Origin of the sequence: Curtobacterium sp. MCSS17_011, from assembly GCF_003224275.1 — a bacterium.
Taxonomy (GTDB): Bacteria; Actinomycetota; Actinomycetes; order Actinomycetales; family Microbacteriaceae; genus Curtobacterium.
The window spans coordinates 22,557-35,935 of sequence record NZ_QKLE01000005.1; the positions used below are offsets into that span (position 1 = coordinate 22,557).

12 protein-coding genes are annotated in these 13,379 nt (G+C 71.4%); 7 read left to right on the forward strand and 5 right to left on the reverse strand.

What is annotated here, in order from left to right; translation table 11 throughout:
- Positions 1 to 15: 15 nt before the first annotated feature.
- Positions 16 to 1,287 carry a quinolinate synthase NadA gene (gene nadA, locus DEJ17_RS05205; protein WP_110862480.1) on the reverse strand — a complete coding sequence of 424 codons (1,272 nt, stop codon included), beginning with the start codon at positions 1,285 to 1,287 and terminating at the stop codon, positions 16 to 18.
- Positions 1,288 to 1,295: 8 nt separating this feature from the next.
- Complete coding sequence (locus tag DEJ17_RS05210) at positions 1,296 to 2,003, reverse strand: NUDIX domain-containing protein (protein ID WP_110892396.1); 708 nt, start codon at positions 2,001 to 2,003, stop codon at positions 1,296 to 1,298.
- Positions 2,004 to 2,147: 144 nt separating this feature from the next.
- Here DEJ17_RS05210 and DEJ17_RS05215 point away from each other — a divergent pair, with 144 nt between their 5' ends.
- The 3 genes from DEJ17_RS05215 to DEJ17_RS05225 all read left to right on the forward strand — a co-directional run bounded on the left by DEJ17_RS05215 (position 2,148) and on the right by DEJ17_RS05225 (position 5,360).
- Positions 2,148 to 2,429, forward strand: coding sequence for an acylphosphatase (locus DEJ17_RS05215; protein WP_110892397.1), 282 nt, complete (start codon positions 2,148 to 2,150; stop codon positions 2,427 to 2,429).
- A gap of 167 nt (positions 2,430 to 2,596) precedes the next feature.
- Positions 2,597 to 4,078: an MDR family MFS transporter gene (locus tag DEJ17_RS05220; protein WP_110892398.1), complete on the forward strand. Its 1,482-nt coding sequence runs from the start codon at positions 2,597 to 2,599 to the stop codon at positions 4,076 to 4,078.
- Between the two features lie 34 nt (positions 4,079 to 4,112).
- Positions 4,113 to 5,360 carry a D-arabinono-1,4-lactone oxidase gene (locus DEJ17_RS05225; RefSeq protein WP_110892399.1) on the forward strand — a complete coding sequence of 416 codons (1,248 nt, stop codon included), beginning with the start codon at positions 4,113 to 4,115 and terminating at the stop codon, positions 5,358 to 5,360.
- Between the two features lie 165 nt (positions 5,361 to 5,525).
- Here DEJ17_RS05225 and DEJ17_RS17685 read toward each other — a convergent pair whose 3' ends face one another.
- On the reverse strand, positions 5,526 to 6,035 hold the full coding sequence (locus tag DEJ17_RS17685; RefSeq protein ID WP_181421057.1) for a 2'-5' RNA ligase family protein: 510 nt from the start codon (positions 6,033 to 6,035) through the stop codon (positions 5,526 to 5,528).
- 193 nt (positions 6,036 to 6,228) lie between these two features.
- Here DEJ17_RS17685 and DEJ17_RS05235 point away from each other — a divergent pair, with 193 nt between their 5' ends.
- From DEJ17_RS05235 to DEJ17_RS05245, 3 genes are read left to right on the forward strand one after another with little or no spacing between them, the layout of a single operon-like run.
- On the forward strand, positions 6,229 to 7,179 hold the full coding sequence (locus tag DEJ17_RS05235; RefSeq protein WP_110892400.1) for a MetQ/NlpA family ABC transporter substrate-binding protein: 951 nt from the start codon (positions 6,229 to 6,231) through the stop codon (positions 7,177 to 7,179).
- Complete coding sequence (locus DEJ17_RS05240) at positions 7,179 to 8,288, forward strand: methionine ABC transporter ATP-binding protein (protein WP_110892401.1); 1,110 nt, start codon at positions 7,179 to 7,181, stop codon at positions 8,286 to 8,288. The genes DEJ17_RS05235 and DEJ17_RS05240 overlap by 1 nt, the downstream gene beginning before the upstream one ends.
- Positions 8,285 to 8,959 (forward strand): methionine ABC transporter permease, encoded by a 675-nt coding sequence (locus DEJ17_RS05245; protein ID WP_214529670.1) that lies wholly within the window; start codon positions 8,285 to 8,287, stop codon positions 8,957 to 8,959. The genes DEJ17_RS05240 and DEJ17_RS05245 overlap by 4 nt, the downstream gene beginning before the upstream one ends.
- A gap of 532 nt (positions 8,960 to 9,491) precedes the next feature.
- Here DEJ17_RS05245 and DEJ17_RS05250 read toward each other — a convergent pair.
- Both DEJ17_RS05250 and DEJ17_RS05255 read right to left on the reverse strand, forming a co-directional pair.
- Positions 9,492 to 10,268: an endonuclease/exonuclease/phosphatase family protein gene (locus DEJ17_RS05250; protein WP_110862486.1), complete on the reverse strand. Its 777-nt coding sequence runs from the start codon at positions 10,266 to 10,268 to the stop codon at positions 9,492 to 9,494.
- Between the two features lie 133 nt (positions 10,269 to 10,401).
- Positions 10,402 to 11,811, reverse strand: coding sequence for an MFS transporter (locus DEJ17_RS05255; protein WP_110892402.1), 1,410 nt, complete (start codon positions 11,809 to 11,811; stop codon positions 10,402 to 10,404).
- Positions 11,812 to 12,050: 239 nt separating this feature from the next.
- Here DEJ17_RS05255 and DEJ17_RS05260 point away from each other — a divergent pair, with 239 nt between their 5' ends.
- Positions 12,051 to 13,298, forward strand: coding sequence for a hypothetical protein (locus tag DEJ17_RS05260; protein ID WP_110892403.1), 1,248 nt, complete (start codon positions 12,051 to 12,053; stop codon positions 13,296 to 13,298).
- The last annotated feature ends 81 nt before the right edge of the window (positions 13,299 to 13,379 follow it).

Sequence of the window (13,379 nt, forward strand, 5' to 3'; positions counted from 1 at the left end):
GGTCGGGTCCGCGTCTCAGCCGCGCGGCTTGGCGGCGAGCATGCGCTCGAGCGCCACCTTGGCGTCGGCCTGCACGTCGGCGGGGACGACGATCTCGTTGAGGACCTCGCCGCGGACGAGTGCCTCGAGCACCCAGGCGAGGTAGCCCGGGTGGATCCGGTACATCGTCGAGCAGGGGCAGACGACCGGGTCGAGGCAGAAGATCGTGTGCTGCGGGTACTCGGCGGCGAGGCGGTTCACCATGTTGATCTCGGTGCCGATCGCGAACGTCGTCGGCTCGGTGGCCGCGGCGACGGTCTTCCGGATCAGGTCGGTGCTGCCGGCGTGGTCGGCGGCGTCGACGACGGCCATCGGGCACTCCGGGTGCACGATGACCTGCACGCCCGGGTGCTCGCGGCGGGCCTGGTCGATCTGGTCGACGGTGAAGCGGCGGTGCACCGAGCAGAAGCCGTGCCAGAGGATGACCTTGGCCGCTTCGAGGTCGCTCGTTTCGTTGCCGCCGAGGGGCTTCCGGGGGTTCCACATCGGCATCAGGTCGGTGCTGATGCCCATCGCCTTCGCGGTGTTGCGGCCGAGGTGCTGGTCGGGGAAGAACAGGACGCGCTGCCCGCGCTCGAAGGCCCACTCGAGCACCGTCGCGGCGTTCGACGAGGTGCAGACGATGCCACCGTTGCGACCGCAGAAGGCCTTGAGGTCGGCGGCGGAGTTCATGTAGGTGACCGGGATCACGGGGACGCGGCCGTCGGCGTCGGGCTCGGTGCCGTAGACCGCCGTCAGCTCCGCCCACGCGGCCTCGACGCTGTCGATGTCGGCCATGTCGGCCATCGAGCACCCGGCCGCCAGGTTCGGCAGGATCACGCGCTGGTCGTCGCGCGCCAGGATGTCGGCCGTCTCGGCCATGAAGTGCACACCGCAGAACACGATCGCCTCGGCGTCGGGCTTCGTCAGGGCGGCGTTCGCGAGCTGGAACGAGTCGCCCAGGAAGTCCGCGTGCCGGACGACCTCGTCGCGCTGGTAGAAGTGCCCGAGGACGACGACCCGGTCGCCGAGGGTGGCCTTCGCCCGCTCGATGCGCTCGTGGAGCTCGTCGGTCGGGGCCGTCTTGTACTCGTCGGGCAGCACACCCTGGCGCGGGGCGCTCGTCGGGATGACGTCGGACATCGACGACCCCGGGCCGTACCCGGGGCGCGAGTCGAAGTCCCACGTCGGCACGGCGAGGTCGGGCGTGCAGGTGCTGCCGCCGGCCCGGCCGTTGGAGATGAGTTCGATCGTCGTGGCGATGGACACGGGGTTTCCTATCGGTTCCGCTGCTGGTGCTGATCGGCCCCGGTCCGCAGCGGGCCGTTGTCCGCGTAGGCCAGGTCAGGGTTCGAGCGGTACAGCCGGGCCGGACGGTGCCGGCCCCCGCTCGTGGTCTCGTCGGTCGGCAGGACCGCGTCGGTCTTCTCGACCTGCCGACGGAAGTTCGCGGGGTCGAGCGCTCGGCCGAGCACGGCCTCGTACACGCCCCGGAGTTCGGCGAGGGTGAACCGGTCGCCGAGGAACGCCTGCGCGATCCGCGAGTACGACATCTTGTTGCGCAGCCGCCAGAGGGCGTACTCGACGATGCGATCGTGGTCGAAGGCGAGCGGCGGGTGCTCGTCGGCCAGGAACCACCGGACGTTCCAGTCGTCGGGCACGACGTTCGCCTCGTCCGGGTGCACGAGTGCCCAGTAGACGATCGACACGACCCGGCTCGGGGAGCGTCCGACGTCGCCGAACGCGTAGAGCTGCTCGAGGTACCGCGGCTGGACGTTGGTCGTCTCGCGGAGTCGGGCGGCCGCCGAGTCCTCCAGCCCCTCGTCGTCGCCGACCCAGCCGCCGGGGAGCGCCCAGGAACCCTCGAACGGTTCGGCGACGCGACGGACGAGCGGCATCCACAGCGCCGGCGACCCGGTGTCGGGGTGCGGGCGCAGCGCGACGATCACGGTGGAGACCGCGACGCGGATGCCTGCTTCGCCCATGGTGGAGATAGTGTCAATCTGACTCGAAGTGTTCGGGTTGGGATGACACTATCATTGTCGACGCGACGCGCTCGTCACGAGCCGGAAACAGATCGTCACGGGGCCGAAAACTCCCGACGGCCCGCCGCGGTTAGCGTGGAGGACATGACGACGGTGACGAGGGTGCATGCCGTGGTGTCGGGGACGGTCCAGGGGGTCGGCTTCCGGTACTGGACCGCTCGGAAGGCCGACGGGCTCAACCTCGTCGGCTACGCGAGGAACCTCTGGGACGGCACCGTCGAGGTCGAGGCCGAGGGACCGTCGGTCGCGGTCGACTCCCTGGTGGAGTGCCTGCGGACCGGACCACCGTCGGCGACCGTGACCGACGTCAGCCTGCGGTCGGTCGTGCCGCACGGGGACGCCGACGGGTTCGCGATCCTGCACTGAGCGGACGTGCGTGGGAGCGGTGCCGGCGTCCGGCGCGCTCGGCACGGATCGTTCACCTGCGGATGTCGGAGCGAAGCGGAATAATCGCATCCACTCAGGGAGTTGGCCTGTCTGCGCGTCCTGCGCCACACCCGTTCCACCCGTCGTGACCCACCAGGAGCACCCGCATGACCCAGGCCGTCGATTCCGCCCCCCGCACGGGAAGCGTCTCGCAGCCGTCCGCTGCCGAGACCCGACTCGTGATCGGGCTGCTGCTCGTCTCCGCGTTCGTCGTCATCCTGAACGAGACGATCATGGGCGTGGCGCTGCCCCGGCTCATGGACGACCTGGACATCAGCGCCGCGACCGGCCAGTGGCTGACCACCGGCTTCCTGCTCACCATGGCGGTCGTCATCCCGATCACCGGCTTCCTGCTGCAGCGCTTCAACACCCGCCCCGTCTTCGTCTGGGCGATGGGCCTGTTCTCGGTCGGCACGCTGATCGCCCTGCTCGCGCCGGGGTTCACCGTCCTGCTCGTCGGCCGCATCGTGCAGGCGAGCGGCACGGCGATCATGATGCCGCTGCTCATGACGACGGTCCTGACCCTCGTCGACCCCGCGCACCGTGGCCGCATCATGGGCAACATCTCGATCGTCATCTCGGTCGCGCCGGCCATCGGTCCGACCATCTCCGGCCTGATCCTCAACGCGTTCTCGTGGCGCTGGCTGTTCGGCTTCGTGCTGCCCATCGCGATCGCGGCGCTCGTCCTCGGCATGGTCAAGGTGCAGAACGTCTCGACGCCCCGCAAGGCGCCGATCGACGTCGTCTCGGTCGTGCTCTCCGCCTTCGCGTTCGGCGGCATCGTCTACGGGCTGTCCAGCATCGGTGAGGCCGGCGCGACCGGTCCGCTCGTGCCGGTGACCGCCCTGGTCGTCGGCGCCGTCGCCCTCACGGTCTTCATCGTCCGGCAGACGCGCCTGCAGCGCACCGACAGCGCCCTGCTCGACCTCCGCACCTTCCGCACCCGTGGCTTCACGGTGCCGATCGTCGCAATGGGCCTGAGCTTCATGGCGATGTTCGGCACGCTCATCCTGCTGCCGATCTACCTGGAGCGCGTCCTCGGACTCGAGGTCCTGCAGGTCGGCCTGCTGCTGCTCCCCGGTGGCCTGCTGATGGGCCTGCTCTCCCCCATCGTCGGTCGCATCTACGACCGCCGTGGCCCGCGCGTGCTGCTCATCCCCGGGTCGATCATCGTCAGCGCCGTGCTCTGGGCGCTCTCCACCGTCGGCGTCGACACCAGCGTGTGGTTCGTCCTCGGTGCGCACGTGGTGCTGAGCATCGGTCTGGCCCTGACCTTCACGCCGCTGTTCACCGCGGCGCTCGGCGGGCTGCCCCCGAAGCTGTACTCGCACGGCAGCGCGGTGCTCGGCACGGCGCAGCAGCTCGCCGGTGCGGCGGGCACCGCCCTGTTCGTCACGCTGCTGACGATCGGTGCGGCCACCGCCGTCGAGGGTTCCGGTGCCCGTGGGGTCCAGGTGGCCACCGCCTCGGGCGTCAGCACCGCCTTCATGGTCGGCGCGATCATCTCCCTGTTCGGCATCCTGGCGTCGGTGTTCGTCCGCCGGCCGGAGGTGCCCGAAGGCGCGCCGACGCCCCCGCCCGTGCACTGACCCCGTCGCGGGCCCGCATGGCAGTGTGGGCGGCATGCGGTCGACGACGAGCGAACTCAACTGGTCCGGCACTTTCACGTACACGGCCGAACGGGTCGTCCGTCCGTCGTCGGTCGGCGAGGCGGCCCAGGTCGTGGCGGATGCCGAACGGGTGCACGGGCTGGGCACCCGCCACTCGTTCAACGACGTCGCCGACACCCCGGGGGTCCTGCTCGACCTGACCGGCATCCCCACCGACCTGGTCGTCGACGCCGAGCACCGCACCGTGACGCTCGGGGCCGGCACCCGGTACGGCGACGTGGCAGCCGACATCGACCGTGCCGGGTTCGCCCTGCACAACACGGGGTCCCTGCCGCACATCTCCGTCGGGGGTGCGGTCGCGACCGGCACCCACGGTTCCGGCACGACACTGGGCTCGCTCGCCACCGCGGTGCGCGCGTTCGAGGTGCTCGGTCCGGACGGCTCCGCCCGGACGGTCGACCGGACGAACCCCGCGTTCGACGGTGCCGTACTGCACCTCGGACTGCTCGGCATCGTGACCCGGGTGACCCTCGACGTCGAACCTGCCTACCGGATGCGTCAGGACGTCTACGGCGCGATCCCGTGGGACACCTTCACGGCGAACGTCGCCGAGGTGCACGCCGCCGCGTACTCGGTGTGCGCCTACACGGTGTTCGGCGACGCGATCACCGAGGTCCTGGTGAAGTCGCGCGTCCCCGACGGTGGCGAGGACGTGCCGGTGCCGGAGACCTTGGCCGGCGCACGCCGCCTGCCCGGCACGCCCGGCGACGACCACCGGACCGCGCGCGACGGCTCGGTCGGCCCGTGGTGGGACCGCCTGCCGCACTTCCCGATCGGGTCCGTCCCGAGCCACGGGTCCGAGGTGCAGAGCGAGCACTTCGTCCCGCTGCGGCACGCGGCGGCCGCTCTCGACGCGCTCCGGGGTCTGGCCGACCGGATCCAGCCGCACCTGCACGTCTGCGAACTCCGGACGATGGCAGCGGACGACCTCTGGCTCAGCCCGGCCCAGGGCGAGGACGTCCTCTGCATCGCGTTCACCTGGAAGAAGCACCCGGCCGAGGTCGCCGCGCTCCTGCCCGACCTGGAGTCCCGGCTCGCGGCCTTCGACGGCCGACCGCACTGGGGCAAGATGAGCTCGCTCGACCACGCGGCGATCGCCGGGCTGTACCCGCGGCTCGCGGACTTCCGCGACCTCGTCGCACGGTCCGACCCGGAGCGGACGTTCGCATCCGCGTTCGGCGAGCGGGTTCTCGGGACCTGAGCCGGGCCTCCTGGCCGTGCCAAGCGTTCCGTTGCTCGCCGCTCGCCGAACCGCTCGCCGCGCCCGGAACCAGGTTCTGGACACCGAACCACGGGATCGCACGGTGCTGTGTCCGGAACCTGGTTCCGGGATGCGGGAACGCGCCCGACGCAGCCCCGCCAGCGGTCAGATCGACGTGAACGCGAGCGGCGTGATCGTCCGCGTCTCGCCGTCCCAGTGCCGCACGCCGCCGACGTCGAGCGTCTCGGGCAGCGCCACGGTGCGCAGCGCCGCGACCGCGCGCGGCAGGTCCTCGTCACGCACCCGGCGGGCCAGCGTGACGTGCGGTGACCAGTGCCCGGGCACCGAGGTCTCGACGCCGCCGGGGGCGACCGCGTGCACCTCGCCGTGGAAGGTCGTGAGCGCCGCGTCGACGACCACCGCACGCACGAGCACCGAACGACCGGCACCCGCGGGGAAGAGCAGGAGCCCGCCGAGCCGGATCGACGTCGGGACCGGCGTTCGCAACCCCGCGGGCACGGGCAGCGTGTCCCCGGCGGCCAGGGTGACGTGCGGAGCGTTCGACGGTGACGGGTGCCGCCCGAGGCTCGGCAGGTCGGCGTCGATCAGGGCCTGCCACGCGGACCGCACGGCGGCGTCCGACTCCGGGCCGAGGACGAGTTCGATGCTGCGCACGGTCCGAGTCAACCAACGCGACCCGTGACGCGTCCGGCGCCGCGTCCGCGACGTGTCCGCGACGTGTTCCGTGACGTCGATGTAACACAGCGGAACGGAACTCGCCCCGGGGCTGGGCCGCACGTCACACTCGTCTCCACGCCGCGGACCACCGCGGCTTCCCCCACACGCACGGCCCACGAGGAGCACCAGCATGTCCGCAGCCCCCGCACTGCCCGAGAAGCCGAAGGGCAAGCGTCCGATCGGCTGGATCGTCGCCGCCGCGATCGTCGTCGTCGCGATCGTCGTCGCCGTCATCGTCGGAGCCGTCCGCTCCGGGAGCAACGACGCCGGTGCCGCCGGCGACGCCGCCCCGAAGACCGTCACGATCGGTGTCGCGGACAAGTCGCTCGGCTACTGGAGCACCTACACGAAGCTCGCGAAGGAGAAGCTCAACGTCACCGTCAAGCTGACGAACTTCTCCGACTACTCGCTGCCGAACCCAGCGCTCAAGGACGGCCAGCTGGACATCAACCAGTTCCAGCACATCCAGTACCTGGCGGACTACAACGTCACCTCGAACGACGACCTGCAGCCGATCGGCTCCACAGCCGTCTACCCGCTGCCGCTCTACGCGACGAAGTACGACAAGCCCTCAGAGCTGCCCGCGAACGCGAAGGTCGCGATCCCGAACGACTCGATCAACCAGGCCCGTGCGCTCCTGATCCTGCAGGCGGCCGACCTGATCACCCTGAAGGACGGCGGCTCGGCGTTCTCCACCGCGGACGACATCGAGACGAAGAAGGTCGACGTCCAGCCCCTCGACGCCTCGCAGACCGCGAACGCGCTGCAGCAGGGCTCCGTCGCCGCCGCCGTCGTGAACAACAACTTCGCCACCGCCGCCGGCCTGCCGATCTCGGACGCGATCTACCAGGACGACCCCTCGAGCGCGAGCGCCGCCCCGTACGTGAACGTGTTCGCCGTCCGCGACGAGGACAAGGGCAACAAGACCTACCTCGACCTGGCGGAGCTGTTCCAGGACGACGCCGTGCAGCAGGCCTTCGCGAAGGACCTGCCCGAGGCCGTCGCCCGTGACGAGAGCGCCACGAAGCTGCAGGACGAGCTCGCCCAGGTCGAGCAGGACGCGAAGGCGGCCAAGCAGTAGTGCCGGTCCTCGTCGAACTCCGCGGCGTCTCGAAGCACTACCGCCGCGCCGACACCGGCGAGACCGTGGTGGCCGTCGAGGACGTCTCCCTGGACGTGCACCAGGGAGAGGTCCTCGGCGTCATCGGGTACTCCGGTGCCGGCAAGTCCACCCTGGTCCGCCTGGTCAACGCGCTGGAGCTGCCGAGCTCCGGCACGGTGACCGTCGCGGGCCGCGAGCTGACGGCGATCCCCGAGCGGGACCGCCGTCTGGCGCGTCGCAACATCGGGATGATCTTCCAGCAGTTCAACCTGTTCCGGTCCCGCACGATCGCCGGCAACGTCGCGTACCCGCTCAAGGTCGCCGGCGTGCCGAAGGCCGAGCGGAACCGTCGGGTCGCCGAGCTGCTCGACTTCGTCGGCCTGCTTGAGCGCGCCCACGCCTACCCGGAGCAGCTGTCCGGCGGGCAGAAGCAGCGCGTCGGCATCGCCCGCGCCCTCGCCGCGTCGCCCGACCTGCTGCTCGCCGACGAGGCGACCAGCGCCCTCGACCCGGAGACCACGTCCGAGGTGCTCGCGCTGCTCCGCCGGGTCAACCGGGAGCTCGGCGTCACCATCATCGTGATCACCCACGAGATGGACGCCGTCCGGCAGATCGCCGACCGGGTCGCCGTGATGGAGCAGGGCCGGGTCGTCGAGGTCGGGGACGTGTACGACGTGTTCTCGACGCCGAAGACCGGCGCCGCGCAGCGCTTCGTGCGCACCGCGCTGCACGACCGGCCCTCCCCCGAGACGCTCCGGCGCCTGCGGGACCGCCACCCGGGTCGGCTCGTCACCGTGCAGATCACGGACGAGGCCGGGCTGCAGAACCGCATCGACGCCGCGTTCCGTGCCGCCGGGGTCACCGCCGAGCTCGTCTACGGCGGGGTCGGCGAGATCCGGGAGCGTCGGATCGGGTCGCTCACCTACGAGCTGAGCGACGCCAGGGGCGGGCCAGGCGGCCCCGGCGGGTCGGGTGCGTCCGGTGCGTCCGGTGCGTCCGGTGCGCCCGGTGCGCCCGGCGCCATCGACCGCGCGATCGCCGCACTCCGCGCCGACGGCGTCACCACCGACGAGGAGGCCGCCGCGTGAACAACAACTCGTTCCAGAGCGTGATCGACACGTTCGACGTCTTCCTGGCGGCCATCCGCGACACCATCGTGATGTCGCTCGTCTCGCTGGTCATCGCCGGGGTCATCGGCCTCGCGCTCGGCCTGCTGCTCTACGCGACCCGGCCGGGCAACGTGCTCGGCAACCGCACGGCGTACACGGTGCTCAACGTGTTCGTGAACCTGATCCGCCCGATCCCGTTCGTGATCTTCCTGGCCGCGATCGCCCCGTTGTCGCGGGTCGTCGTGCAGACCACGATCGGTGTCCCCGCGGTGACCTTCGCGATCTCGCTGGCCGCGGCCTTCGCGGTGTCCCGGATCGTCGAGCAGAACCTGCTGTCGGTCGACCCGGGCGTCGTCGAGGCCGCTCGGGCCTCGGGTGCGCACCCCGTCTCGATCCTGCTGACCGTGCTCATCCCCGAGGGCCTCGGCCCCCTGATCCTCGGCTACACGTTCATCTACATCGGCATCGTCGACATGACGGCACAGGGCGCGCTGATCGGCGGCGGCGGACTCGGCGAGTACGCGATCACCTACGGCTCGCAGCGCTACGACTGGTGGGTGGTCTACGTCTCGGTGGCGGCGATCGTCGTCATCGTGCAGCTCGGCCAGTTCATCGGCAACCGGTTGGCTCGGGCGACGCTGCGTCGCTGACGCGGGCGGTCGGGACGGTGCGGGGCGGGGCGGGCGGTCGGGACGGTGCGGGGCGGTCACGACTCCCCGCTCACGTCCACCGAGTGGTCGCAAACTGTCGCCCGACAAAGCCGCAGGCGACGGTTCGTGACCACTCGGCAACGCCCCGCCTGGAGGCCCGGCGCCGGTCCACGAGACCGGCACCGGGCCTCCAGTGCGTCGCCGCCCCGACGGACGCGCCCAGCGTCGTCCACCGAGTGGCCACAACTCCCCGCTCACGTCCGCCGAGCGGTCGCGAACTGTCGCCCGGCTGGCCCGCAGGCGACGGTCCGTGACCACTCGGCGACAAGCCGGCGGCAGGTCGTGACCGCTCGGCGACAAGCCGGCGGCAGGTCATGCACCCTCGGCACCCGCCCCGCGTCGTCCGCCGAGTGGCCACGACTCCCCGCTCACGCCCGCCGAGCGGTCGCGAACTGTCGCCCGACGAAGCCACAGGCGACGGTTTGTGACCACTCGGCGGAGTGCACGCGGCATGTCGCCCGGTGGCGCCGGGTCAGGCTGCGGGGGCCTCGACGGTGGTGACGGCGCCGGTCTCGCCGGGGTGCTCGTAGTGGGCACGGACCAGGATCGGGCGGTGGTCGGAGATGCCGGCCGGCAGGGTCTCGACGCCGGCGATGTGCAGGCCGACGCTGGTCGCGAAGTCGAAGTGGCCCGTGAACTTGCGGTAGCGCAGGTACGTCGGCTGGTCGGACAGCGAGAGGGCGAAGCCGTGCTGCTCGATCTTGCGGCGCAGGTTCGTCTGGAACCACGGGTAGTTGAAGTCACCGACCATGACCGCGGGGACGTCCTTCGCCAGTTCGCGCAGGAACTGGTGCGCCGCCTCGATCTGCTTGCGGCGCAGCGAGTTCGTCGCGGTGAGCGGTGAGGCGTGGAACGAGGCGACGACGACCTCGGCGTCGGCCTCGGTGTCACGCAGGTGCATCGCGATGAGGCGCTCGTGCGCGGGTGCGAGGACCCGGTCGTGCAGCGACTTCTGGAGCGAGTGGATGCTGAAGTCCTGCACCTCGAAGCGGTCGTCGCGCTTGTAGATGGCGAGCCCGAGTCGGTTGGTACGGGTCGACGCGGCGAGCGAAAGGCCGCCGATCGACGGTGCGAGGTCGTTGCTGTCACACTCCTGCACGCACAGGACGTCGGCTTCGGAGGCCTCGGCCAGTGCAGCGAGCTCGCCGTTCGCGGTGTGCTCGCGGAGGTTGTAGCTGACGACACGGAGCTGCGTGGGCTGCACGGTCTGCTCTGGTGCGATCGTGCTCTGCTGCTCTGGCGCGGCCATGCTGCCTTCCTGTCCGGGTGTTCCGGTCACCCTGCCGCGGTCACCGTACTCGGGGATCGCGGACGGTTGCTGAGACTGTAACGCCTGCCGGGTTTCGTCCGTGTGACCGTGACGGAAACGGACAGCGGCGGGATCAGGCACGGACACGGCGGACCGGGCGGACGGTGTCGCCCGCTGTGCGACTCATCAGGATCCCCTCGACGCAGGCGACGACGAGCAGGGCGGCGATGACCCAGAACGCGGCCGTGTACGGTCCGTCACCACCCAGGCCGGAGGCCGCGCGGATGACCACGGCGGCGACGGCGACGCCGAAGCCCGCGGCGGTCTGCTGCAGGGTCGACGACAGCGTGTTCGCTGGGGTCATGTCGGCCTGCTCGACGTCGGCGAAGGCGATGGTGTTGTACGCTGTGAAGCCCACGGAGCGGGCGGCACCGCTGACGACGAGCAGCACGGCGAGCAGCCAGAACGGGGTGTCCTCGGTCATGAACGCCATCGCGACCACGGTCAGCGCGGCGACGGCCGACGACACGATGATCACCGGGCGGTAGCCGAACCAGCGGAGGAACGGGGTCGTCATCGGCTTGATGCCGAGGTTGCCGACGAACACCCAGAGCACCGCGGACCCGGCGAGCACGGCGCTCCAGCCCCAGGCGTCCTGGAACAGCAGCGGGAGCACGAACGGCACCGCGGACACGGCCAGGCGGAACAGGCTGCCGCCGGCGTGCGACACCCGGAAGGTCTCGAGTCGGAAGGCGTCGAGTCCCATGATCGGGTGCGGGGCGCGGCGGAAGTGCCGGATCGCGAGCCAGCAGCACACGGCGCCGAGGACCCCGGAGACGACGACCGCGGTGACCGGCACGGCGTCGAGCGCGAGCAGCGAGGCCATCACCACGAGCGAGCCGAGCCCGACGCAGGCGAGCAGCGACCCGAACCAGTCGAACGGCACGCGCTGCGCCGCACGCTCCTGCGGGACGAGCACCAGGGCGGCGACGAAGGCGATGACGCCGAGCGGGATGTTGATGAGGAAGATCCAGTGCCACGTCAGTGTCTCGACGAGGACCCCGCCGATGAACGGCGCGATGATCGGTGCGGCGAGGGCCGGCCACGTCAGGATGGCGATCGCGGTGACGAGCTGTTCCCGGCCGGCGCTCCGGAGCACGACGAGCCGGCCGACGGGCACCATGAGCGCTCCGCCGAGGCCCTGCAGGATGCGCCACAGCGTCAGCTCGACCAGCCCGGTGGACAGCGCGCACAGAGCGGACGCGATCGTGAAGAGCGCGATCGCCCCGGCGAAGACCGTCCGCGAGCCGATCCGGTCGGTGAGCCAGCCGGACACCGGGATGAACACCGCGAGGGTGACGAGGTAGGCGGTGATCGCGACGCCCACCGCGGCGGAGTCGACCCCGAGGTCGCGCCCCATCGCCGGAGCGGCGGTCGCCAGGATCGTGCCGTCCAGGAGCTCCATGAAGAAGGTCCCGGCCACCAGCACGGCGACCGCCGTGCTGCCCGTCCGTCGTCTGGGTGTCGTCGCCGTCGTCGTCATCGCCCACCGAGACTATGCCCGCGGACGCCCGCGCCGTCACGGACGGGCCGCCCACCGGACGCGACACCGTGCGCGGCACAGCCCACCCGCCGGACGCCGCACCGGCCCCCCACCGGGCGCGAGGCGACACGCACGACGCGGGACGGGCCTCCAGGCGCAGTTCCGTGCGGTCCTCATGCTCGGGCCGACTACCCTGGCCGGGTGCCGACCCGACCACCCGAACGCCGAGGAACTCGCGCGTGAGCCGCACCGACAGTGCCGGCGTGGTCGCCGGACGCTCGTCCGCCGGGCGACGGCGCGTCCTCGACGCCGTGACGTCCCTGCCGGCGTGGGCGGCGGTCCTGCTCGTCTGGACGGGCGGTCGTGTGCTGTCGACCCTGTGGCTCGCGCTCGCGTACCCGCTCATCGGTCGTGCGCTTCCGGGCAACGCCATCTGGGGCAACGAGCACGGGTTCGGTGCCTTCCTGGTGGCCTGGGACGGGCAGTACTACGAGCAGATCTCGCTGCACGGGTACCCGGACGCACTGCCGCTCGACGCCGCCGGGAACGTCGCACAGAACGCCTGGGCCTTCCTGCCGGCGTTCCCCTTCACCATCCGTGCGCTGACCGCCTCGACCGGGGTGCCGTTCGAACTCGGCGCCCCGCTCGTCGCGATCGTCGCCGGACTGCTCGCCACATTCCTGCTGCACCGCCTGGTGCGGGACCGGGCCGGACACGCCGCCGCGATGTGGGCGGTCTTCTTCTTCAGCTGCGGTCCGCTGTCGTTCCTGCTGCAGGTCGGGTACGCGGAGAGCATGTTCCTCGCGCTGTCGTTCGGGGCGCTGCTCGCCCTGGAACGTCGGCGCTACGGACTCCTGACGGCACTCGGCGTCGCCGCGGCCTTCACCCGCCCCGGCGCCCTGGCGATCCCGCTCGTGCTCGGCGTCGTCGCGCTCGTGCGGTGGGTCCGCGCGCGGCGGGAGACCGGCCGGGTGTTCGAGGGCTTCCCGCTCCGCGAGCAGGTACGGGTGGTCGCCGCGGGGCTGACCATGGTCGCCGCGGGGCTCGCCTGGCCGGTGATCGCGTCGCACGTCACCGGGACGCCGAACGCCTACCTGGAGACCGAGATGTCCTGGTGGGTGAACTTCATCGGCCGGGTGGACTTCGTGCCGCTGACACCGTGGTTCCTCATCGCGGGCCGCTGGCTCGGCGTGGGCGGGATCCTGATCGTGGTGTTCCTGCTCGTCGCCTACCCGATCTGGCTGCTCCGCCGGTCGACGCTGCGGCTCGGGCCCACGACGGTGCTGTACTCGGCCGCGTACGCGCTGTACATCTTCGCGGTGTCGCTGCCGATGGCCTCGACCCCCCGGCTGCTGATGCCGCTCGCGCCGCTGTTCGGGTCGCCGGAGCTGGTCGCGAAGCCCTGGATGCGGTGGACCCTGGTGACCGCCGCGTTGGCCGGGCAGCCGGTGCTGGTCGCGGTGCTGTGGCTGCTCGGCCCTCCGTGAGCGGCTGACGCGCAGCCGAGGCAGGTGCCGGCCGCGGCACCGCGCACCGGCATGGCACGACGCCGCCGTCCGGACAGGACG